19 protein-coding genes are annotated in these 21669 nt (G+C 69.8%); 7 read left to right on the top strand and 12 right to left on the bottom strand.

Annotated features, from left to right (window positions below; genetic code table 11):
• Nucleotides 1-24 precede the first annotated feature (24 nt).
• Entirely contained in the window at nt 25-900 is an 876-nt protein-coding gene (locus EDD93_RS30680) for an ACP S-malonyltransferase (RefSeq protein WP_123528736.1), read from the bottom strand.
• Between the two features lie 417 nt (nt 901-1317).
• Here EDD93_RS30680 and EDD93_RS30675 point away from each other — a divergent pair, with 417 nt between their 5' ends.
• The 4 genes from EDD93_RS30675 (at nt 1318) to EDD93_RS39750 (ending at nt 7268) form a co-directional block, all read left to right on the top strand.
• Nucleotides 1318-4659, top strand: coding sequence for a BTAD domain-containing putative transcriptional regulator (locus EDD93_RS30675; RefSeq protein WP_123528735.1), 3342 nt, complete (start codon nt 1318-1320; stop codon nt 4657-4659).
• 247 nt (nt 4660-4906) lie between these two features.
• Nucleotides 4907-5866, top strand: a complete 960-nt coding sequence (locus tag EDD93_RS30670; RefSeq protein ID WP_123528734.1) for a phosphotransferase family protein — start codon at nt 4907-4909, stop codon at nt 5864-5866.
• A gap of 265 nt (nt 5867-6131) precedes the next feature.
• Entirely contained in the window at nt 6132-6815 is a 684-nt protein-coding gene (locus EDD93_RS30665) for a hypothetical protein (RefSeq protein WP_123528733.1), read from the top strand.
• 276 nt (nt 6816-7091) lie between these two features.
• Entirely contained in the window at nt 7092-7268 is a 177-nt protein-coding gene (locus EDD93_RS39750; RefSeq protein ID WP_185092571.1) for a hypothetical protein, read from the top strand.
• Nucleotides 7269-7428: 160 nt separating this feature from the next.
• Here EDD93_RS39750 and EDD93_RS30655 read toward each other — a convergent pair whose 3' ends face one another.
• The 4 genes from EDD93_RS30655 to EDD93_RS30640 all read right to left on the bottom strand — a co-directional run bounded on the left by EDD93_RS30655 (nt 7429) and on the right by EDD93_RS30640 (nt 10943).
• Nucleotides 7429-7695 carry a hypothetical protein gene (locus tag EDD93_RS30655; protein WP_123528732.1) on the bottom strand — a complete coding sequence of 89 codons (267 nt, stop codon included), beginning with the start codon at nt 7693-7695 and terminating at the stop codon, nt 7429-7431.
• 110 nt (nt 7696-7805) lie between these two features.
• Nucleotides 7806-8726, bottom strand: coding sequence for a carbohydrate ABC transporter permease (locus EDD93_RS30650; RefSeq protein WP_123528731.1), 921 nt, complete (start codon nt 8724-8726; stop codon nt 7806-7808).
• Nucleotides 8723-9637, bottom strand: a complete 915-nt coding sequence (locus tag EDD93_RS30645; RefSeq protein WP_123528730.1) for a carbohydrate ABC transporter permease — start codon at nt 9635-9637, stop codon at nt 8723-8725. Before EDD93_RS30645 ends, EDD93_RS30650 begins: the two co-directional genes overlap by 4 nt.
• Nucleotides 9638-9653: 16 nt before the next feature.
• Complete coding sequence (locus tag EDD93_RS30640) at nt 9654-10943, bottom strand: ABC transporter substrate-binding protein (protein WP_123528729.1); 1290 nt, start codon at nt 10941-10943, stop codon at nt 9654-9656.
• 263 nt (nt 10944-11206) lie between these two features.
• Here EDD93_RS30640 and EDD93_RS30635 point away from each other — a divergent pair, with 263 nt between their 5' ends.
• Nucleotides 11207-13255 (top strand): NPCBM/NEW2 domain-containing protein, encoded by a 2049-nt coding sequence (locus EDD93_RS30635; protein ID WP_123528728.1) that lies wholly within the window; start codon nt 11207-11209, stop codon nt 13253-13255.
• A 45-nt stretch (nt 13256-13300) separates the two neighbouring features.
• Here EDD93_RS30635 and EDD93_RS30630 read toward each other — a convergent pair whose 3' ends face one another.
• Nucleotides 13301-14257: an ROK family protein gene (locus tag EDD93_RS30630; RefSeq protein ID WP_123528727.1), complete on the bottom strand. Its 957-nt coding sequence runs from the start codon at nt 14255-14257 to the stop codon at nt 13301-13303.
• 182 nt (nt 14258-14439) lie between these two features.
• Between EDD93_RS30630 and EDD93_RS30625 the strand changes: the two genes are divergently transcribed.
• Nucleotides 14440-15468, top strand: a complete 1029-nt coding sequence (locus EDD93_RS30625) for a LacI family DNA-binding transcriptional regulator (protein ID WP_123528726.1) — start codon at nt 14440-14442, stop codon at nt 15466-15468.
• A 30-nt stretch (nt 15469-15498) separates the two neighbouring features.
• On the opposite strand, the gene EDD93_RS30620 is transcribed toward EDD93_RS30625, so the two are convergent.
• The 5 genes from EDD93_RS30620 to EDD93_RS30600 form a co-directional block, all read right to left on the bottom strand.
• Nucleotides 15499-16797: a DUF6986 family protein gene (locus EDD93_RS30620; protein ID WP_123528725.1), complete on the bottom strand. Its 1299-nt coding sequence runs from the start codon at nt 16795-16797 to the stop codon at nt 15499-15501.
• A gap of 176 nt (nt 16798-16973) precedes the next feature.
• Nucleotides 16974-17936: an electron transfer flavoprotein subunit alpha/FixB family protein gene (locus EDD93_RS30615; RefSeq protein WP_123528724.1), complete on the bottom strand. Its 963-nt coding sequence runs from the start codon at nt 17934-17936 to the stop codon at nt 16974-16976.
• 64 nt (nt 17937-18000) lie between these two features.
• A complete protein-coding gene (locus tag EDD93_RS30610; RefSeq protein WP_123528723.1) occupies nt 18001-18786 on the bottom strand; it encodes an electron transfer flavoprotein subunit beta/FixA family protein in 786 nt (261 codons plus the stop codon).
• Nucleotides 18787-18986: 200 nt separating this feature from the next.
• Nucleotides 18987-19493, bottom strand: coding sequence for a flavin reductase family protein (locus EDD93_RS30605; protein ID WP_123528722.1), 507 nt, complete (start codon nt 19491-19493; stop codon nt 18987-18989).
• A gap of 199 nt (nt 19494-19692) precedes the next feature.
• Entirely contained in the window at nt 19693-19986 is a 294-nt protein-coding gene (locus tag EDD93_RS30600) for a thioredoxin family protein (RefSeq protein WP_123528721.1), read from the bottom strand.
• A 251-nt stretch (nt 19987-20237) separates the two neighbouring features.
• Between EDD93_RS30600 and EDD93_RS30595 the strand changes: the two genes are divergently transcribed.
• A complete protein-coding gene (locus EDD93_RS30595; protein ID WP_123528720.1) occupies nt 20238-20960 on the top strand; it encodes a 1-acyl-sn-glycerol-3-phosphate acyltransferase in 723 nt (240 codons plus the stop codon).
• Nucleotides 20961-21009: 49 nt separating this feature from the next.
• Here the strand turns inward: EDD93_RS30595 and EDD93_RS30590 are convergent, their stop codons facing one another.
• Nucleotides 21010-21609: a transglutaminase family protein gene (locus EDD93_RS30590; RefSeq protein WP_123528719.1), complete on the bottom strand. Its 600-nt coding sequence runs from the start codon at nt 21607-21609 to the stop codon at nt 21010-21012.
• Nucleotides 21610-21669 lie beyond the last annotated feature (60 nt).

The raw sequence follows: 21669 nt of genomic DNA, 5'->3' as shown, positions 1-21669 counted from the left end.
TAGGTGCTGGGTTCGCCCCATGTCTCATATCCCGCTTTTCGTCAGAGTTCCCAGAGGGCTGAATTTAGCGATGCTTCTCACCATACGGAGCAGCGATGTGCCGCCTATCTCTTCGCACTCCAGCCCGGCGTCCCGGTCGAGGAGATAGCGGACGCTTTCGACCCATCGAACGGGTTCGACGAACTGTCGGCTCAGCATCTCCGGAATCACGCTCCCTTCATAGGGGCGTGCGCCCGCATTGGATATCACGGTCACCGAGGGTTCCGCGAAGGTGAATTCACGGAGAAATACCTCGAATGCGGTGCGCGCGGATTCCATGGCGCGCGAGTGGAAGGCGGCGCCGACCCGCAGCGGGGCGAAGCGTATGTTCCGTTCCCGCAGGGAGGTGTGGGCGGCCCGGAGCGCGCCGTCGGCTCCGGCGATCACGACCTGGGTGTCGGTGTTGTGGGCCGCCACGTCCACCCCCTCGACTCCGTCGGCGCCCAGCACCTCCAGGAGGCGCTCGACCGGGGTGTTCATGACCGCGGTCATACCGCCCCCCGAAGCGGCGGCCATCAGCTCGCCGCGCTTCTTGACGATCCGGAGACCGGTCTCGAAGTCGAAGACCCCGGCGGCGAGGAGCGCGTTGTACTCCCCCAGGCTGTGCCCGAGGTAGCAGTCGGCGGGCCGTGCCTCCTCGCGCCTCCGCTCGAAAGCGTGCAGCGCGTTGACGGTGAAGAGGGCCGGCTGCGTGCACTCCGTACGGGCGAGCACGTCGTCCTGGTTGTCGCGGCAGCGTGCGGGGAGGTCGTATCCGAGGAGATCGCAGGCGAATCGCGTGATGCCCGGATAGTGGCCGAAAACATCTGCGCCCATACCCCGGAACTGTGAGCCCTGACCAGGAAAAAGAATCGCGAACACCGTGTGACGCCTCCTGGGTCTGCGCAGAGTGGTTGGCTCGGGCCACTCGGAAAATGGCGGTTTCGATCATGTTGACCCATGCCCCTTGCTGGGCGCTGGCCGGTTCGCTGGCACCCCGTACGTGGCCTTGTCCGAATCCCTGCCGTTCGCTTGCCGATACCTGGACCCAGGGGTCCCCCGAGGGGTGCGACCAAAGGACCGTACTCGGGGATCTGGGCACCGAAGGCTCTCTGCGTGTCCATATGGAATTCACCATACGTGTGGCCGGATTCGCCTCACACGGCGAATCTGCACCGTTGACATCTGCGCGAGTGTCGCTCTATAGCGCCCGGCATCCATGGCCACCAGGAAAATCCCCGCAGGTGCGACCGTTGTTCTAAGGTGTATTCACCGATGAGGTCTCAAGCGTGAGAACGAATGGGGCAGGAGAATATGTCCGCGTATCAGGCTGAGGGGGCGTCGCCGCCCTCACAACCGTCCGCACTTTCCGGGCCGGCGCTTCAGGTGCTGGGGCCCATGTCGGCGCGGTACCAATGCCGTGACGTCCCGCTCGGACCACCACGTCGCCGGGCGCTCCTGGCCCTCCTCCTCATCAGACTGGGCCGCGTCGTGCCCACCACGGTGCTCATCGAGGAACTGTGGCGGGACGCCCGTCCTCAGCAGGCTGTCGCCACCCTGCAGAGTCACATCTCCCACCTGCGCAGGGTCCTGGCCCCCGGGGCCGGCCCCGCCAGGTCCGCGATCCTGCGCTACCAGGCCCCGGGCTACGTCCTCCGGCTCGCGCCCGAGCAGGTGGACGTGTACCGCTTCGAGCAGCTCTTCTCCACCGGACGCCGACTCCTCGCGAGCCAGAACCCCTTGGCCGCCCGGGAGCACCTCACCAGGGCGCTCAAGCTGTGGCACGGCGCCCCGTACGCGGAGTTCCTCACCCACCCGTCGCTCGCCGACGAGAACGCCCGGCTGGAGCAGATGCGGCTCACCGCCCTCGAAGCCTCCGCCGAGGCCGGGCTCCTCCTGGGCCGGACCGCCGAGGTGGTCACCGAACTGGAACGCGAGGTCCGTCAGCACCCGGCCAGGGAGCGGATGGTGGGCCACCTGATGACCGCACTGTTCCGGTCGGGCCGACAGGCCGAAGCGCTACAGCTGTACGCGTGGACGCGGAGCTATCTGGTCGAGGAGTTCGGGGTGGACACGAGCGCCGATCTCCAGCGGCTTCACACCGCCCTCCTCCGGCAGGACCTGGGCGACCGACGTGCGCGCGGCGGTCCTGCCCAACCTGCGGCGACCACCTTTCCGCGGCAGGTCCGGACAACGATATCGAGAAGGCCCATGAGCGCCGCGGAGCCTCCGGCCCGGCCGGCCGTGCGCACCCAGGAGACGCCGGACGGCCCGGAGCCCGGGGCGCCCGCGCGTTCCGGCACCGCTTCGACCTCGCCGGGCGAATCCGAGATCTCATCCCCCTTGATAGGCCGTGAAAGGGAGTTGGGACTTCTGGTCGCCGCCATGGCCGGGACAGTGGCCGGTCGTGGACATCTCGCGTGCGTACTCGGTTTCTCCGGACTCGGGAAAACCCATCTCGTGATGGAACTGGTCCAGCGTCTCCGAGCACTGGACGAGAACATCGAAACGATTCAGAGCAGTAGCTTCTCCGGCGAGGGAGTTCCGCCCTACTGGCTGTGGACCCAGGTGCTGCGCCGGCTCTCGGCGGCGCGGCCCGAGGCCTTCCGGTCCGCCGCGGCGCCGTTCGGCCCGCTGCTGGCGCCGCTGCTGCCCGGGTGGCCGACGGACCCGGACAGGGGCCCCGGGCCGGGCGACCCGCAGACCCCCTTCCGGACCCACGACGCGCTCTGCGAGATCCTGCTCGCCCTGGCGGCGCAGCGGCCTCTGGTGCTCCTGCTGGAGGACGTGCACCGGGCGGACGCGCCGTCGCTGGACGTGCTCCGCCTGCTGGCCAACCGCCGCCAGGGGCATCCGCTCGGCATCGTGCTGACCGGCTGGGACCTGGAGACCTGGCCGGACACTTCCCGGTACGGGACGATGACCGAGATGCTCAGGGGCCCCAACACGCAGGTCCTGCGGCTCGGGGCACTGACGCTCCCCGACGTCACCGCCCTGGTCGAAGCGCACGCCGGGACGGGCGTCGACCGGCGCATCGTGGAGGTTCTCCGCCGGCAGTCCGTGGGCAGCCCCTCCTTCGTCCTCCAGATGCTCTCCCTCCTCGGCGAGGCCGGCGACCTCCAGGACCCCCACTCCGCGGACGAGTTGCTGAGCCTCGTCGTTCCGTGCGCGCGCAGGGTCCTCCGCCAGGAGTTCGCCGAACTGCCGGGGCCAGTCCTGCGGCTTCTGCGGCTGTGCGCCATCGCCGCACCCGACATCGAACTGGAATCCCTGTGCCGCGCCTCCGGCGGCGACGGCGCCGCGGCGATCGTGGAGTCGGCGGTCCGGCACGGTCTGCTCGCCTCCTCCCGGGAGGCCGGCGGCCGGCTCCGGCTCACCCCGCCGCGCGCCCGGGAGGTGCTCGTGGGCGAGCTCAGCGGCGAGGAGAGCCAGCGGCTGCACGCCGCGTACGCGGAAGCCCTGCACCCGCGCTCCGGCGAAGAGGTCCCCCCGGAGCGGAGCGACCGCATAGCCCACCACGCCTGGCACGCCAAGGGCGTCATGAACCCGGAGCGGGCGCTGCCCTGGTTCCTGACAGCGGCCGAGAACGCGGGAGCGCGGCTGGCCTCCGACGACCGGCTGATGTGGTTACGCCGTGCCATCTCCCTCACCGGCTCCCTCCCCGACGGTTCGGCCGCCCGGGGTCTCGCGCCCCAGCTGCACTGGGAACTGGCCCATCTGCTGGGCCACGTACGCGGGTTCGGCGACACCGAGGCCGAGACGGAGATCCTCCGGGGGCAGGCCCCGGGCTTGCCCCCGCACCGGTGCGACGACCCGGCCGTTCTGTCGATGCTGAGCGCGTCGTTCCTCGTCCGCGGGCGCTACGACGAGTCGGGACAGCTGACCGCCCGGCTGAAGGCCATCGCCGCCCGCACCGGCGCCCCTGCGGCTCGGCTGGGCGCGGTGTACGGCGAGGGGATGGAGCTGTTCATCCGCGACCGGCTGCCCGACGCGGTGCGTTCGTTCGAGCACGGTGTGGAGCTGTCCGAACGGCTGGCGCGCGAGGGCCGGCTGCCTGACGGCATGTACCGGTCCGATCCGCGCGTCTACTTCCGCACCCACGACGTCTTCGCCCGCTGGCTGATGGGCGAACGCCTGGCCGCGGCCGAGCAGTGCCGTCGTCTCATGAGGCTGACTCAGTGGGGCGACAGGCCCTGGGATCGTGTCCATGCCCTCTACGTCAACGCGATGGTGGCCGCGTGGGAGGAGGATCCGGACTCGGCCAGGGCCTTCGGGACGGAGGGCGTCGAACTCTCCGTCAAGCACGGCCTGTCCCCGTGGGCGGCAATGCTGCATGTCCCGCTGGGCTGGGCCCTCACGTACGCCGGACAGCGGGAGGGCATCCCGAAAATGGTGAACGCGCTGACCGAGATGCGCCTGTCCCGGACGAGAATCCACCTTCCCCTCCACCTCGGTCTGCTGGCGCAGGCTCAGCATCATGCCGAGCAGCGGGAGGGGGCCACGGACACGCTGCGTACTCTGCTCGCGGTCGCCGAGCACCACCACGAGTACGTGTACCTCCACTCCGCCCTCCCCGCCACACTCCTGCTCGACGAGCTTCTGGGCAAGGAGATGCGGGAAGCCGCGGGTGCGGTCGACTGATGCGTGGGGCGGAAGCCGGGTGATGTGCAGCGGGGCGGGCCCCCATACGAATCCACCTCCCGCGTGACAGCCGGGCAACAGAGATCCGCTGGAAGATCCGTGTCCGAGGCCGTGCCCGGGGCGAGGGGCGAAACACCGGCCGGTGGCCCGGCCTCGCGGGTTCCCTGTCGAGCCGGCGTGTTGAGATCCGCTGTCTCCTCCCACAAAGGCATTCGCGCATGCGCCGTCCGGATGATGAGGTGGCACGGTGACAGACCACGATGAGGCGGCGGCTGTCCGGCCGTCGACGCTGGCTTGGGTAAGCCGGCACCTGGAGGCCGGCGAACGGATCGTCAAGACCGAGGCGCTGCACGGCGGCATCACCGCCGAGATGCGGCGGCTGACCATCGGGACGCGGGACGGAGTCACCCGTGACCTGGTGCTGCGGACCTACGTCGACCCGTTCTACACGGAGCACGCCGAGGGCGGGCTGAATGCGGAGGCCGGCGCCCTGACCCTGCTCACGGGGACCGGCGTGCCGGCTCCTTCACTGGTCGCGGTCGATCCGACCGCCACGCAGTGCGAGTTCCCGTCGCTCCTGATGACCCACCTGGCGGGCCGGACGGTCCTCGACGATCAGGGAGCGAAGACGCGTGTTCGCCTGCTGGCCCGCCAACTCGTGGCGATCCACGCGCTACGCCCCGCCGAGCGGCCCCGGACGTATGTGACGCTGACGACCGCCGACACCGTCGTCGTCCCGAAGGGCGCCGACCCGGCCGTATGGGCCGCGGCGATCGACGTGATCCGCAAGCCCGCGCCGCCCTGTGAAGGGCGCTTCCTGCACCGGGACTTCCAGCCCGGCAACGTGCTGTTCGACGTACCGCCTTCAAATCCGGAAGATGCCCGGATCACCGGCGTCGTCGACTGGGCGCCCTCCTGGGGTCCGGCGGATCTCGATGTGGCGCACTGCTCAGTCAATCTCGCGCTGCTGCACGGCCCGGCGTGGGGTTTGCGGTTCGCCGAGGAGTACGAGGAAGCCGGCGGGGTACTGGCCGCGACCGCGAGCGAGCGGCTGTACTGGCGGGTGCGGGACGCGCTGGCCGCCTCGGAAGAAGTGCGGTCGGTGTCCCAGCCATGGCGGGAAGCTGGGAGGACGGAGCTGACGACGCGAGCCGTGGAGGAGCGGCTGGATGCCTACGTCACTGCCCTGATGGACGCGCTGGGCTGACACCGGGGCCCGGCAGCGGATGCCCGGAACTGAGCGAGCCGTATGACCTGACGCCTCTCATGGACCGGGACTGGCGCGCAGGGCGCCACCAGGCTGCGGCGGCCGAGGGTACTGCCCTGCGCAGGGTCGGTGCCGGAAGACCGGCTAGATGCGGTGCCGGCCGCCGGCTTGAAAGGCCGCGCGGCCTTGGGTGAACCCCATGATTCGCCCTTGGAAGGAAGGCTCGACTCGCTGGCGTGGTGGTCACCGAGAGAGAGGCCGGCTGATGCGGACGCTGGTGGTGGGGTTCCGGCTGGGCAAGGACGCCACCAGTCGTCAGGTGACGGTGCTGGTGACCGAGTCGGGTGTCATGCATCGTGCTCACGGTCCCTACGGAAAGCTGGCCCGGCTGTCCGCTCCCGAAGCGTCGCTTGCCCTGACCACCCCGGGCCGGCACTTCGAGGGCGAGCAGCCCCTGGCCCGCCCCATCGCGAAACTGCGCGAGCACCATGCCACGTACACGAAGAAGGGCTACACGCGGGCCCTCATCCCTCCCGCCGTCGTACGTCTGGCCGTAGAAGAGCATTCGCACCTGCCCAAGACTCCGCACCGGGAACTGATCCAGGCGTTCATCGGCGAGGCCCCCACCACGCCGCAGCCACTCGAGGCCGCCATCAAGGACTTCCGCAACGCTCTCGGCCTGCCTGCCCGGCCCTCGAATATCTCCTGGGCGCCGCGCGAACGAGCCGTCCCACCCCGCGTCGAAGCCATGCTGCGCACCCTCGCCCACGGCTCGCCGGTCACTGCTCCACAGCGCCTGCCGATCGGCTGGACAGTCAGCGGGGAGGGCGTGGGACTGCACGTCGGCACGTCCGGCGAGGCCCTCGACCGGCGAGCGGTGATCGAACTGCAGGCAGCTCTCACCGCGTGGCTTCGCTTCACGGCGAACAACAGCAACCCAGCCCCCTGACGGACGGCTGGACCATCGGGTTGCCGGCGAGCGCAACGAGGACCAGGAGCACGGCGTCGAACCGGCGCGGACGCCGCTTGCCTCGCCCCGCGCCCCGGGGCGGGGGTGTGAGGTGATGGTCGACATCCGGCGCACGGTCGCGGTCCTCGCCGCCACCGCCGACCGCCTCACCGGCACCAGCCCCTGAGCACCAGGAGCAGGTCCTCGTAGGCCGTGACGGGGACCGCCCGGACGTCGTTGGAGCGGACATCAGAACGAACTACAGGGGGTGGACCCGTGCTTCGCACCGTGCTTGAGCAGTTCCCCGCAGGGGGCCCGCGGGGCAGCTGGCCGGCGGAGGAGTTCGCGGCGGCCCGCCGCGGCGAGGGCGTCGCGGCCGAGGTCGTGATGGATCTGGAACAGGACGCATTCCTGGTGGTCGTACCACCGCAGCATTCCGACCGGGGCCGCTGAGCCCGGCCGTCCACACGGCGGGGCACCTGGCCGTATGGATACCGAAGGGCCGGCCGTCCAGCCGCCGAGGGCCGCCCGAACAGCCGAGGCCACCCCGGCCACCCGGATGCCACAGGAGCGGACAGGGCCGCCGGGAACACGCCGAGCACGCCCCCGGTGCTCAGGGCGTGTCGCCGCGCCAGTCCCACTTGTACGGCTCATGCGCCCTCGGTCCGTACTCCGCCCTGCCGCCGGCCCCGTAGGAGCCGATCTCGGTGATCAGGGCGGAGCCGTCCGCGAGGGCGACCTCCGTCCAGCCGGTCACGTCCAGCAGCAGCCCGTCCAGCGGGCCGCCCACCAGCTCCCGGTAGACCCGCCCCGGCCGGGGCCCCGGGTCGGGGTCGTCGTGATCGGCGCCGTACACGCGCCGCCGCATGATCTCGTCCATACCAGCAGGATCGCACCGACCACTGACAACTTCCTGGGGCGGCGGGCCGGGGTGACTCGATCGGAGGCATGCCGGCCCGCCGCGGGTCTCCCGCCCGGCCGGTCAGGGCCTCACTTGCTGGATCCCAGGGTCAGTCCCGCGATGAAGTGACGTTGCAGCAGCAGGAAGACTATGAGGGTCGGCAGCGCCACGATCACCGAACCTGCGGCCAGCAGGTTGTAGTCGGTGAAGAACTGACCGCGCAGGTTGTTCAGCGCCGAGGTGATCGGGAGCTTGTCACCGTCGGAGATGAACACCAGCGCCCACAGGAAGTCGTTGTACATCCAGGTGAACTGCAGCGTGCCGAGGGCGGCGAGCGCGGGCCGGCACAGGGGCAGGGTGATCCGCCAGAACTGGGTCCAGACCCCCGCTCCGTCCACGACGGACGCCTCCAGGATCTCCTGCGGGAGCGTCCGCATGAAGTTGGCGAGGACGAAGACGCAGAATCCGAGCTGGAAGCCGATCTGGACGAGGACGACGGCCCAGTACGAGTCGTACATCGTCATCGAGTCGGACATCCAGTACGGCAGCGGGATGCGGTTGAAGACGACGTACAGGGGCGTGACGATCACCTGCTGCGGAAGCAGGTTCCCGGCGGTGAACAGCATCAGCAGGACGAGCCCGCCGCGCATCTTCAGCCGGGCGAGCGCGAAGGCCACGAACGACGCGAGGAAGAGGGTGACGAGCACCCCAGGAACCGCGATGATCATGGTGTTGACGAAGTACTTCGTCATGCCGGAGTCGCTGAGGGCCTGCCGGTAGTAGTCCAGGGAGAGATGGCGCGGCAACGAGAAGTAGCCGTGCTCGGAGGTCTCCTCGTACGGCCGCAGGGACGCGTACACGGCCAGGACGAGCGGCGCGAGGAAGGCGAGCGAGACCGTCATCAGGAAGGCGTGCACGCCGAGCCGGCCGGGGCGGATTCCTCGCCGGGCGGCGGGAGCGCCGGCCGGGGCGGGTGGCGCCGGCCGGACGGTTGTGGAATGGGTCGTCATCGGTCCTTCTCCCCTCGGAGCTCCTGGATCAGATACGTCGCGACGAATCCCAGCGAGACAACGAGCAGGACGACGGCGATGGCGGAGCCGAATCCGATCCTGCTGGCCTCGCCGATGATGTTGTCGGTGACGAGCACCGAGAGCAGTTCGAGCCCGTTGCGGCCGTGGTTGACCGCGTACACGATGTCGAACGCGCGCAGTGACTCGATGACGGTGATGACCCCGACGATCACGTTGACCGGCCGGAGCGTGGGGAAGACGACGCGGAAGAAGGTCTGGGCCTCGCTCGCGCCGTCGATGGCGGCTGCCTCCTTCAGCGTGGGGTCGACGGCCTTGAGCCCGGCGAGGTAGAGGATCATCACGTATCCGGTGTGGCGCCAGGCCGCGGCCAGCAGGACCATCCAGATGTTGAGGTCGGGATCGCCCAGCCAGTCGGTCGGCGTCCGGGTGTCGCCGACGATCGCGTTGAGGGCGCCCTGGTCGCGGGAGAAGATCAGCTGGGCGATGAAGCCGACCACCGCGAGGGACAGCACGACGGGCATGTACAGGGTCGACTGGTAGAAGCGGCTGAACCGCACGCCCCTGTCGATGAGTACGGCCAGCAGCAGCCCGAACGGCGCGGCGACCAGGCCGAGGAAACCCAGCCAGAGCAGGTTGTGGCGGGCGGCCGGCCAGAACTGCGGGTAGTTGGTGAAGAGGTTCGCGTAGTTGCGCGTACCCACCCACTTGATGTCGCCGATGCCGTCCCAGCTGGTGAAGGAGAGGGCGACCGAGGCGAGGGTCGGCCCCCAGACGATGGCGATGTCGAGCAGGACTGGTATGCCGAGCAGCACGCCGAGCACGACGAGGTCGCGGCGGGTGAACCGCCGCGTCCCCCGTCGTCCGGTGCGCCGCCCCGAGATGAACGACACGGTCGGTGCTCCAGGTTCAGTCCGAGGCGAAGATGCTCTTCTTCTGCCGTTCGATGTCGTTGACCAGACCGTCCACGTCGTTCGGACTGCTGATGAACTTCTGGATCGCCGGGATCATCACCGTGGAGGAGAAGTCCGGGCGGCTGTCGCGGTCCATGAACTGGGAGATCTGCTTCGCCCCGGAGACCAGCTCGACCGCCTTCTTCTGGATCGCGGAGTAGTTGGAGGTGTCCGCCTGGTCGTTGACCGCGATGTTGTTCGGGTCGCTCTTCAGGTAGATGTCCTCGGCCTTGCCGGTGGCCAGCCACTTCAGCAGGTCCTTGGCGCTCTCCAGGGACTTCTTGTTCTTGAGGTTCTTCGACTTCTTGGCCAGCAGGAACCCGTCGATGGGGGCCTCGACCGCGTCCTGGCCGTGCTCCGGGTTGATGACGGGGAAGGGGAAGAAGTCGAGGTCGCCCTGTTCCGCCTTGGGGAACTGGGCCCCGGGGTGCGGCAGGCCGAAGACCGCCATGCCCGCGTCGCGCTTCTGGAGGCTGGTCGCCGCCTCCTGCCAGGTACGGCCGTTGGCGCCCTGCTGGCAGTACGGGAGGAGCCGCCGCCAGGTGTCGAATACCTCCCGGACCCGCTTGTCCGTCCAGGCTTCCTCACCGGCCATGAGGCTCTTGTGGAATTCGTATCCGTTGGTGCGCATGTTGATGTAGTCGAAGGTGCCCATCGCGGGCCAGCCGTCCTTGTCGCAGAACGCGATGGGGTCCAGCTTGTCCTTCTGCATCTGCTTGGCGAGGGCCACGTACTCGTCGAGCGTCTTCGGCACCTGGTAGCCGCGTTCGGTGAACAGGCTCTTACGGTGGAAGACCGCCCACGGATAGTAGTAGTACGGGGTGAGGTACTGCTTGCCGTCCGCACCGGTCGACTGGGCCTTCAGCGCGGCGGAGAAGCCCTTGTAGTCCTGCCAGTTGTCACTGACGTCGTGCAGCAGGCCCTTCTCCGCGAAGAACTGCATACGGTTTCCGGCGAACCACATGAAGACGTCGTCCGGCTTGCCCTGCAGATACCGGTTGATGTTCTCCTGAAAGGTGTTGTGGTCAACGGTGTTGACCTTGATCTTGCGACCGTCGGACTGCGCGGCGTAGGCGTCGAAGGCCTCGGCGAACGCCTTCTTCGGAACGGGGTCGGATGAATTCGAGCCCAGGGTGATCGTCTTGCCGTCCCCGCCGGGACCGCCGCCGCACGCGGTGAGCAGCGCGGGAAGCGTCACCGCCCCGGCTCCGACTGCCGCGCCGCGCAACAGATTTCGCCGGGACATCCGATGTCCTGCGAAACTGCCGGGCACATCTGACCTGTCGTACGAGCGCGCCATGACCCCCTCCTCCGGAAGGCAACCCAACACAACCGAACGTGCGCTTGGATCACACCCCCAACCAGGGGCCCAGTCAAGGGTTTTGACGAGATACCGAACAACGGGCACCGCCCCTCTTCCAACAGACTTCAACACGCTCTAACGTAATCGCTCGTCTTGGCGTGCACATGCCGTCACGTGAGTCGGCACGAGTCCGGAGGAACGTAACGATGCGTCATCTTCCAGCCCGTACAACCCACACAGGCCCTCGCAGAGTCATCGGAGCGCTGACCGCCGCCCTCCTGTGCGTGGCGGGGGTCGCCCTTCCCGCCGCCGCGGATTCGCCGGGGCCCGCTCCCGCCCCGCCGTCCGCGGTGGACGCGAAAGCGGACAACGGTCTCGCCCTCACCCCGCCCATGGGGTTCAACAACTGGAACTCGACCCATTGCCGGGCCGAGTTCAACGAGTCGATGGTCAAGGGCATCGCGGATATCTTCGTCGAGAAGGGCCTCAAGGACGCCGGCTACCAGTACATCAATCTGGACGATTGCTGGGCCGTTCCGCAGCGCAATGCGGACGGCAAACTGGAGGCCGACCCGGTGCGATTCCCGAACGGTATAAAGGCCGTCGCGGATTACGTCCACTCCAAGGGACTGAAGCTCGGCATCTACACCAGTGCGGGCACGAAGACCTGCGACAGTGTCGGACTTCCCGGCGCACTCGGCCATGAGTACAGCGACGCGCGGCAGTTCGCGGACTGGGGCGTGGACTACCTCAAGTACGACAACTGCAACAACCAGGGCGTCGACGCGAAAGAGCGCTACACGACAATGCGGGACGCGCTTGCCGCGACCGGCCGGCCCATCGTGTACAGCATCTGCGAATGGGGAGAGAACAAGCCCTGGGAATGGGCCGCGGAACTCGGCAACCTCTGGCGCACGACGGGCGACATCAACGACAGCTGGAGCAGCATGCTGTCGATCATGAAGCAGAACCTGCCGCTCGCCCAGGCCGCCGGACCGGGGCACTGGAACGACCCCGACATGCTGGAGGTCGGCAACGGCGGGATGACGGACACCGAGTACCGCACCCACTTCTCCATGTGGTCGGTGATGGCCGCGCCGCTGCTGATCGGCTCCGATCTGCGCAAGGCTACGCCCGGGACGTTCGACATCCTCTCCAACCACGAGGTCATCGCGGTCGACCAGGACCCCCTGGGCAAGCAGGGAACCGTGCTCTCCTCCGACCAGGGGCGCTGGGTCGTCGCCAAGGAACTGCGGGACGGCAGCCGGGCGGTGGCACTGTTCAACGAGACCGGGAGCGCGCAGCGGATCTCGACGACGGCAGCGGCGGCGGGCCTCCCGCGAGCGGCCGCGTACACGATGCGCGACCTGTGGGAGCACACGGACTACAACACCGCGGGCGACATCTCGGCGACGGTTCCGGCGCACGGCACCGTGCTGCTGCGGGTGGCCGCCGACAACGCGTGGGCCTCGTATCCCCCGGCCGCCGAACTCGGCCTGCAGGGCAGTCCGCTGGTCGAGGCCGGACGTACGGCCGCGCTGACGACCACGGTCACCGACCTGGGCCGCACGCCCGCCCTGAAGGTCTCGGCCGCACTCACCGGACCGGCGGGCTGGAAGGTCGCGGCCGGCTCGGCGACGACCGCCGCCGCGCTGCCCACCGGACGTGCGCTGAGCACGCGCTGGCGGGTGACGCCCCCGCCCGGCACGGCGGCCGGCACGTACGACCTGACGCTCACCGCCCGGTACCGCTCCCCCGCCGGTGAGCGGGTGCGGTCCTCGGTGCCCTTCCAGGCGCATGTGGTGGTGCCGCCACCGGCCGGCGGCGGCTATCTGAGCGATCTGCCGCAGCTGTCCGCCTCCAACGGCTACGGGCCGGTCGAGAAGGACACCAGCAACGGCGAGAGCGCGGCGGGCGACGGGCACCCGCTCACCGTCGGCGGCGAGGTGTACGCCAAGGGCCTTGGTGTACACGCCGACAGCACCGTCGAGTACTACGCAGGCGGCGCGTGCGACACGGTGACGGCCCGGGTCGGCGTGGACGACGAGAAGGGCGCCAAGGGCAGCGTGACCTTCGAGATCCGGGCGGACGGCACGAAGGCGGCCTCCACCGGAGTACTCACCAACGCGATGCCGGCACAGCCCCTCTCGGCCGATGTCCGGGGTGCGCAGGTCGTCACTCTGGCCGTCACCGACGGCGGGGACGGCGACGACTCCGACCACGCGGACTGGGGGGACCTGCGGATCACCTGCTGACCGGGGAGCGGGCGCCCTCCACTTCGGGGAGCGCCTGCTCGGGGGTCAGACCGGAACCACTCCGTCCGTGCCGGTGCGGACCGCGAACGCCGCGGCCGCCGCACCGACCAGCCCGGCGTCGTTGCCCATGACGGCGGGCGCCACGGCCAGCTGCTGGACGAACGAGAGGGTGGCGTAACGGCGCAGGGCGCTGCGCAGCGGGGCGAACAGGACCTCGCCCGCACCGGCCACTCCCCCGCCGATCACCGCGATGTCGATCTCGACCAGGGTGGCCGTCGCGGCGATGCCCGCGGCCAGCGCCTGCGCGGCCCGCTCGAAGGAGGCCACCGCGACCGGGTCCCCCGCCCGCGCCGCGGCGGCGACCGCGGCGGCGGAGGTGTCGCCGTCCTGGCCGGGCAGCCAGCCGCTCTCCAGGGCCCTGCGGGCGATGTTGGGGCCGCTGGCGATGCGCTCGACACAGCCGCGCGAACCGCACGGGCAGGGATCGCCGTCCAGATCGACGCTGATGTGGCCGATGTGACCCGCGTTGCCGCTCGGGCCGGGGCGGAGGGTGCCGCCGAGGACGAGCCCGCCGCCGACGCCGGTCGAGACGACCATGCACAGCGCGTTGTCGTAGCCGCGGGCCGCGCCCAGCCAGTGCTCGGCCGCGGTCATCGCGACCCCGTCACCGACCAGCTCGACCGGCAGCCCGCCGGTCGCCCCGCTCACCCGGTCCACCAGCGGGAAGTCGCGCCAGCCGGGAACGTTGACCGGGCTGACCGTGCCGGCGGAGGCGTCCACCGGGCCCGCGCTGCCGATCCCGACGGCCGATGCCCGTCCCCACAGCGGTGAGGCGGTCAGCTCGGCGAGCACGTCGGCGACCGCCGCCATCACCTGCTCCCCGCTCTCCCGGGCGGGCGTCGGGCGCTGCGCGCGTACCAGGAGCGTGCCGCTGCCGTCGACCAACGCTCCGGCGATCTTGGTGCCGCCGATGTCCAGCGCGGCTACGAGGTCGGTATGCATCGGTGTGGCTCCGGATGGTGAGGGGGCGGGACCTGCGGCTTCATTGAATAGTCTGCATAGTCTCCATTCAGCTGACAACGTTGTCCAGGGCCTATGCTCAAGGCCACAGCCTCCGGCGCCCCAACGCGGTACCCTCCGTGGTCCAGCCGAACCGCCCGCACCCGACGACAGGACAGCGCACCGTGGCCGAGACCACCCGTCACCCCGAGCCCCGTTACGGCAACCGGCCGACCATGAAGGACGTGGCCGCGCGCGCCGGAGTGGGGCTCAAGACGGTCTCCCGGGTGGTCAACAGCGAGCCCGGTGTCACGCCGGACACCGAACGCCGGGTCCAGGAGGCCATCGACGCCCTGGGCTTCCGCCGCAACGACAGCGCGCGGGTGCTGCGCAAGGGCCGTACCGCCTCCATCGGGCTCGTCCTGGAGGACCTCGCGGACCCCTTCTACGGGCCGCTGAGCCGCGCCGTGGAGGAGGTCGCACGCGCACACGGCGCCCTGCTCATCAACGGTTCGAGCGCCGAGGACCCGGAGCGCGAGCAGGAGCTAGTGCTCGCGCTGTGCGCGCGCCGGGTCGACGGGCTCATCGTGATTCCGGCCGGCGACGACCACCGCTATCTGGAGCAGGAGATAAGGGCCGGCATCGCGACCGTCTTCGTGGACCGCCCGGCGGGCCGGATCGACGCCGACATGGTGCTCTCGGACAGCTTCGGCGGCGCCCGCCAGGGTGTGGCCCATCTGATCGCACACGGCCACCGCCGGATCGGGTTCATCGGCGACCAGCCCCGTATCCACACCGCCACGGAGCGGCTGCGCGGCTATCACACGGCCATGACGGACGCCGGGATAACCGTGCGGGACTCCTGGGTCTCCCTGGGCTCCACGGACCCCGACCGGGTCCGCCTGGCGGCGGAGACGATGCTCTCCGGCCCGGAGCCGGTCACCGCGCTCTTCTCGGGCAACAACCGGGTGACGGTGACCGCGGTACGGGTCCTGGCGGACCGGGAGCGGCCGGTCGCCCTGGTCGGTTTCGACGACATCGAGCTCGCGGACCTGCTCGGTATCACCGTCATCTCCCAGGACGCCGCGACCGTCGGCCGCACCGCGGCCGAGCACCTCTTCCGCCGCCTCGACGGCGCCGACCACGCCCCGGTGCGGGTCGAGCTCCCCACCAGGCTCATCGCACGCGGTTCGGGCGAACTGCGGCCTTCCTGAGCGGCGGGCCGCCGAGCCGGGCAGCCGGGGCTACGGGGCGGTGACCGTCAGTCCGCCGCGCCTCGGTGAGGCGAAGGCGTCCAGGTCCGCGCGGGTCAGCCCGGTCAGCCCGGCTACCTCGGCGGTGTCCAGCGCGCCGCAGTCGATGCCGCGCAGCAGGTAGCCGCTGAGCGCCTTGGCGGTCGCGGGTTCGTCCATCACGTCGCCGCCCGCCTTGGCCACGTACGCGGCGAGCCGGGCTGCGGCCTGCTCCAGGCCCTCGCGGTAGAAGGTGTAGACGGCCGCGTAACGGGTCGGCAGGTGCGCCGGGTGCATGTCCCAGCCCTGGTAGTAGGCGCGGGCCAGGGCGCGCCGGGTGAGTCCGTAGTGCAGCCGCCAGGCCTCGTGGACCTGTGCGGTCGGGCCGACGGGCAGGACGTTGGTCGAGCCGTCGGAGACGCGTACGCCGGTGCCCGCGGCGGCCACCTGCATGACGGCCTTCGCGTGGTCGGCCGCCGGGTGGTCGCTCGCCTGATAGGCGGCGCTGACGCCGACACAGGCGCTGTAGTCGAACGTGCCGTAGTGCAGACCGGTCGCGCGCCCCTGCGCCGCGTCGATCATCCGGGCCACGGCGGCGGTGCCGTCGGCGGCCAGGATGGACTGGCTGGTCTCGATCTGGATCTCGAAGCCGAGCCGCCCCGGGGCCAGGCCGTGCGCCTTCTCGAAGGCTTCCAGGAGCTGCACGAAGGCGGTGACCTGTTCCGGGTAGGTCACCTTCGGGAGGGTGAGCACCAGCCCCTCGGGAATCCCGCCCGCCTCCATCAGTCCGGTGAGGAAGACGTCCGTGGTGCGGATGGACCGGTCCCGTACGGCGGCTTCCATGCACTTCATCCGGATGCCCATGTACGGGGCTGCCGTGCCGTTCCGGTACGCGTCGGCGACCAGCCGCGCCGCGCGGGCCGCGGCCTCGTCCTCCTCGGCGTCGGGCCGGGGGCCGTAGCCGTCCTCGAAGTCGATCCGCAGGTCTTCCACGGGTTCCCGCTCCAGCTTGGCGCGCACCCGGTCGTGGACCGCTCCGGCGAGCTCGTCCGGGATGCCGAGAACCGCCGCGAGCGAGGCCGCGTCGGGGGCGTGCTCGTCGAGCGCCGCCAGCGCCTGGCCGCCCCAGGAACGGATGGTGCCGGCGGTGAAGGTGTCCCCCGGTACGTAGACCGTGTGGACGGGCTGGCGGGTCCCGGGGTCGCCGGGGTAGCGGCGGGCGAGTTCGGCGTCCACCTCTGTGAGGGAGGCGCTGATCCCGTCGCTGACCGCTCCGGCGAGACTCGTCGCCACCTTCTCCTGCTGACCCATTTCCGCACCCTCCACAATCTCGCTGTTTCCGCTTCCCGGAATCAACAATCCGTATAGTGAAGTTATAAGGCCGCCGTACCCGCGTCAATGGTGATCGGAAACGGCGCGGGGCCGCGCGGTGTGTTCACCGTGCGGCCCCGGGCCGTTGGATCGACGTGCTGGTCGTGCGGGTCGGGTCAGCCCTTGCGGGTGTTGACCTCTTCGGTGAGCTGGGGCACCACGTCGAACAGGTCGCCCACGACGCCGTAGTCGACGAGGTCGAAGATCGGGGCCTCCGCGTCCTTGTTGACCGCGACGATCGTCTTGGACGTCTGCATCCCCGCCCGGTGCTGGATCGCACCCGAGATACCCGACGCGATGTACAACTGCGGCGAGACCGACTTGCCCGTCTGGCCGACCTGGTTGGTGTGCGGGTACCAGCCCGCGTCCACCGCCGCCCGCGAGGCACCGACCGCCGCACCCAGCGAGTCCGCGAGCGCCTCGATCACCGCGAAGTTCTCCGCACCGTTGACACCCCGGCCACCCGAGACCACGATCGCGGCCTCCGTCAGCTCCGGACGGCCCGTCGACTCACGCGGCGTACGGGAGACGACCTTCGTGCCGGTGGCCTGCTCCGAGAACGAGACCGCGAGGACCTCGACAGTGCCGGCGGCCGGAGCAGACTCGACCGGGGCCGAGTTCGGCTTGACCGTGACGACCGGGACGCCCTTGGAGACACGGGACTTCGTGGTGTACGAAGCGGCGAACGCGGCCTGCGTGGCAACCGGGCCCTGCTCGCCCGCTTCCAGATCGACGGCGTCAGTGATGATGCCGGAACCGATACGGACCGCGAGGCGGGCCGCGATCTCCTTGGCCTCCGCGGAGGAAGGCAGCAGCACGGCGGCCGGCGACACCACGTCACAGGCGGCCTGGAGCGCGTCGACCTTCGGCACGACAAAGTAGTCGGCGAACTCCGGGGCGTCCGCGGTCAGCACCTTGACCGCACCGTGCTCGGCGAGCGTGGCAGCAGTGTCCGCGGCACCACTGCCCAGAGCGACAGCGACAGGCTCGCCGATACGGCGGGCGAGCGTCAGCAGCTCCAGAGTGGGCTTACGGACGGCACCGTCCACGTGATCGACATAGACGAGAACTTCAGTCATGGGTCTTCAATCTCCTGCGTGTACGAGGTAGGCGGGGGAGGGGTAGCGAGGCAACAGCCGCGACTCAGATGAACTTCTGGCCGGCCAGGAACTCCGCCAGCGCCTTGCCGCCCTCGCCCTCGTCCTTCACGATCGTGCCCGCCGTGCGGGCCGGACGCGCGGCCGCGGAGTCGACCGCGGTCCAGGAACCACCCAGACCCACCTCGTCGGCCTCGATCCCCAGATCATCCAGATCCAGCGACTGAACCGGCTTCTTCTTCGCCGCCATGATCCCCTTGAACGACGGGTAACGCGCCTCGCCCGACTGGTCGGTCACCGACACCACCGCCGGCAGCGACGCCTCCAACCGCTCCGAGGCCGTGTCACCGTCCCGACGGCCCCGCACGACCCCGTCCTCGACCGACACCTCCGACAGCAGCGTCACCTGAGGCACCCCCAGCCGCTCCGCGAGCAGCGCCGGAACCACACCCATCGTCCCGTCCGTCGACGCCATCCCCGAGATCACCAGGTCGTAACCCGTCTTCTCGATGGCCTTCGCCAGCACCAACGACGTCCCGATCACATCCGTGCCGTGCAGATCGTCGTCCTCGACGTGAACAGCCTTGTCCGCACCCATCGACAGCGCCTTGCGCAACGCGTCCTTGGCATCCTCCGGACCCACCGTCAACACGGTGACCTCCGCGTCATCGGCCCCGTCCGCGATCTGCAACGCCTGCTCGACCGCGTACTCATCCAGCTCCGACAACAGCCCGTCGACATCCTCACGGTCCAACGTCAGGTCATCGGCGAAATGCCGGTCACCGGTCGCGTCGGGCACGTACTTCACACAGACAACGATCCTCAAGCTCACGCCGGCTCTCCTACTGCATCGTCATTTCCGGGCTGCCTTGTTGCACGCAGCATAGGCGCCTGATGGGGCGATTTCCGGTCGGTGCGACCGACGCTCCGACCGTAATATTACTCGCCAGTACATCCAGTGCGTGCCCTATAAGCAAGCGCTCTGAACTGTGATCTGCCCAACGCCGCCCGACCCATGTCACCAAGGCGTTCTCAGTCTCGCAGAGCCGTGAACCGGCCCTGGTGGTAGACCAGCGGCCGGCCGGACCCGGCCGGATCCCCGACCACCGCCTGGGCGATCACGATCCGGTGGTCCCCCGCCGGAATCCGCGCCACGACCCGGCAGACCAGCCACGCGAGCACGCCGTCCAGCACCGGGACGCCTTCCGGCCCACTGCGCCAATAGGTGGACGGCCCGAAGCGGTCGGCGCCACTGCGCGCGAATGTGGCGGCGAGTTCTTGCTGGTGCTCGCCGAGTATGTGGACGCCGACGTGCTCCGCCTCCGCGACGACCGGCCAGCTGGAGGAGGAGGTGCCCACGCCGAAGGAGATGAGGGGCGGCTCGGCGGCCACGGAGTTGAGGGAGGTCGCCGTGAAGCCGACCGGGCGGTCACCGGCGGCGGTGATCACTGCGACTCCGGCCGCGTGCTGCCTGAACACGGAGCGGAGGAGGTCGGGGGATGCGGTCCGGGCGTTGCCGAGCTCGGGAGATGCCGTCATGGAGATGTCGTCCTTCTGCGCGTCGGGGGTGCGGGGCCGTGGATGCTCAGGCATCCGGACAGCGCGCACTCGCGCAGCGGGCGAGGTCGACGTGGACCCGGCCGTAGAGAAGGAGTACTGGCGGCATAGCGTCAGACTGACGATTCGTGGCGGGTGCGGTCAAGACCGTCCCACAAGGTGGGAGATGCGTCACGGTCCGTCATATCGCCTGACCCAGTGCGGCCACGACATCGACGGTGCGTGGCTGTCCGGCGGCCCGCCGGACGATCCGGCCGGAGGCGTCGAGCACCAGAACGGTCGGGGTCGCGCTGATGCCGAGCGCACGCACCAGAGTGAGATGCGCCTCGGCGTCGATCTCCACGTGGACGACGCCTTCGACCATGGCGGCCACCTCGGCGAGCGTGCGCCGGGTGGCCCGGCAGGGCTGGCAGAAGGCGCTGGAGAACTGGACGAGAGTCGCCCGCTCCCCCGGTTCCACGCCGAGTTGGGCCATATCCAGCCTGTTCACCTGCGTCTGCCCAGCCACCTTCGTCCTCCTGTCAGAGCTCTGCCCAAAGAGTCAGCACCCCCGTCCGCCGGGACATTCCCGGCCGTTCCACGTGACGAGAATCTCGCGCCCCGCGCCCGCCGAGACTGGCCACCGCGACGCGCATGGGGCACGATCGGCCCAATGCCGAAAACCTACGGCTGCGTAACTTCCGCCGGGAGAACCCTCCCCAGGCGCTGAAGAAGGGGCTCCCCCAGATGGCAGAACTCGTCTATCGGCCGGTCATCGGCGCCGCTCGTACGTTTTTCAAGGCGCTCGACCTGAAGATCGACACCCAGGGTTCGGAGCACATCCCGAAGACTGGCGGCGCGGTTCTGGTCAGCAACCACATCAGCTATCTGGACTTCATCTTCACAGGACTCACGACGCTGCCGCAGAAGCGGCTCGTCCGTTTCATGGCGAAGGAATCGGTGTTCCGGCACAAGGTCTCCGGGCCGCTGATGCGCGGCATGAAGCACATCCCCGTCGACCGCAAGCAGGGCGAGGACGCGTATGCGCACGCCCTCGCCTCGCTGCGCTCGGGCGAGATCGTCGGCGTGTTCCCCGAGGCGACGATCTCGGAGTCCTTCACGCTGAAGAACTTCAAATCGGGTGCCGCGCGGCTGGCCCAGGAGGCCGGGGTTCCGCTGATCCCGATGGCGCTCTGGGGAACACAGCGGCTGTGGACCAAGGGCCGCCCGCGCAATTTCCGGCGCAGCCACATCCCTGTGACGCTCCGCGTCGGCGAGCCGATGGAGGCCCCCACCGACCAGTACGCGGGTGCGATCACCCGCCGGCTGCGGGAGCGCGTGCAGGAGCTCCTCGAAGCCGCCCAGCGCGCCTACCCGGTGCGCCCGAGGGACGCGAGCGACACCTGGTGGGTGCCCGCGCACCTGGGCGGTACGGCCCCGACCCCCGCCGAGGTCCGCGAGCGGGGCTGACACCGGCCGGGAGTGACGTTTCGCCTGCGGCCGCGAACCGGCCGACGCCTCAGAGCGCGACCGGGAGTACGCGCCAGAGCCGCGCCCGGTCGGCAGCGGTCCGCAGGGCGTGCAGAACCAGCGGATGCGGCGCCGCATGGAGCAGCGGGTAGTCCACTTCGCCGAACTCCGGCCGCACGGGCCAGGCCAGCCGCTCCTCGTCGAGCGAGAACCGCGTGTCCACGCCCGGCCGGTTGCCCCGGGGGTCCTGCCGGTCCCAGCGGTGCCGGCCGGGCAGCCGGAGCGCGATCAGACCGTGCACCGGCCCCGGGTCCCCGTTGTCGTCCGCGAGGCGCTGGTAGCAGAGGGCCGTCGCGATGCCCTCCGCGCGCAGCAGGGCGGCCAGGGCGTGGGACTTGGTGTGGCAGATGCCGTTGCGGGTCGCCAGGACGTCGGAGGCGCGCCACGGGACTCGCATGTCGCCCGAGTCCGCGGAGTGCGTGATCGTGTCGCGTACGAAGTCGAAGGCGGCAGCGGCGTATGCGTATGCGTCACCGGTCTCGGCGCGCAGCCGCTCGGCCGTCTCCCGGACCAGCGGGTGCCGGTGGTCGATGGCCTCGTCGGCTGCGAGGTAGGCCGAGTCCTCCGGTACCTGCTGAATCAGCTCCATGGCGGCAGAGCGTAAGAATGCGGCCGACCGGAAGTCAATCGTTTTCCGGTCGGCCGCATA

Source organism: Streptomyces sp. 840.1 (genome assembly GCF_003751445.1).
Lineage (GTDB): Bacteria > Actinomycetota > Actinomycetes > Streptomycetales > Streptomycetaceae > Streptomyces.
This window is presented reverse-complemented; position numbering and strand designations above follow the sequence as displayed.

Coding starts and splice junctions, on each gene's coding strand:
- EDD93_RS30605 (WP_123528722.1), bottom strand. CDS start 19,493: ATGACGGCATCTCCCGAGCTCGGCAACGCCCGGACCGCATCCCCCGAC.
- EDD93_RS30595 (WP_123528720.1), top strand. CDS start 20,238: ATGGCAGAACTCGTCTATCGGCCGGTCATCGGCGCCGCTCGTACGTTT.
- EDD93_RS30675 (WP_123528735.1), top strand. CDS start 1,318: ATGGGGCAGGAGAATATGTCCGCGTATCAGGCTGAGGGGGCGTCGCCG.
- EDD93_RS30630 (WP_123528727.1), bottom strand. CDS start 14,257: ATGCATACCGACCTCGTAGCCGCGCTGGACATCGGCGGCACCAAGATC.
- EDD93_RS30615 (WP_123528724.1), bottom strand. CDS start 17,936: ATGACTGAAGTTCTCGTCTATGTCGATCACGTGGACGGTGCCGTCCGT.
- EDD93_RS30600 (WP_123528721.1), bottom strand. CDS start 19,986: ATGGCCCAACTCGGCGTGGAACCGGGGGAGCGGGCGACTCTCGTCCAG.
- EDD93_RS30640 (WP_123528729.1), bottom strand. CDS start 10,943: ATGTCCCGGCGAAATCTGTTGCGCGGCGCGGCAGTCGGAGCCGGGGCG.
- EDD93_RS30650 (WP_123528731.1), bottom strand. CDS start 8,726: ATGACGACCCATTCCACAACCGTCCGGCCGGCGCCACCCGCCCCGGCC.
- EDD93_RS30665 (WP_123528733.1), top strand. CDS start 6,132: ATGCGGACGCTGGTGGTGGGGTTCCGGCTGGGCAAGGACGCCACCAGT.
- EDD93_RS30635 (WP_123528728.1), top strand. CDS start 11,207: ATGCGTCATCTTCCAGCCCGTACAACCCACACAGGCCCTCGCAGAGTC.
- EDD93_RS30655 (WP_123528732.1), bottom strand. CDS start 7,695: ATGGACGAGATCATGCGGCGGCGCGTGTACGGCGCCGATCACGACGAC.
- EDD93_RS30590 (WP_123528719.1), bottom strand. CDS start 21,609: ATGGAGCTGATTCAGCAGGTACCGGAGGACTCGGCCTACCTCGCAGCC.
- EDD93_RS30620 (WP_123528725.1), bottom strand. CDS start 16,797: ATGGGTCAGCAGGAGAAGGTGGCGACGAGTCTCGCCGGAGCGGTCAGC.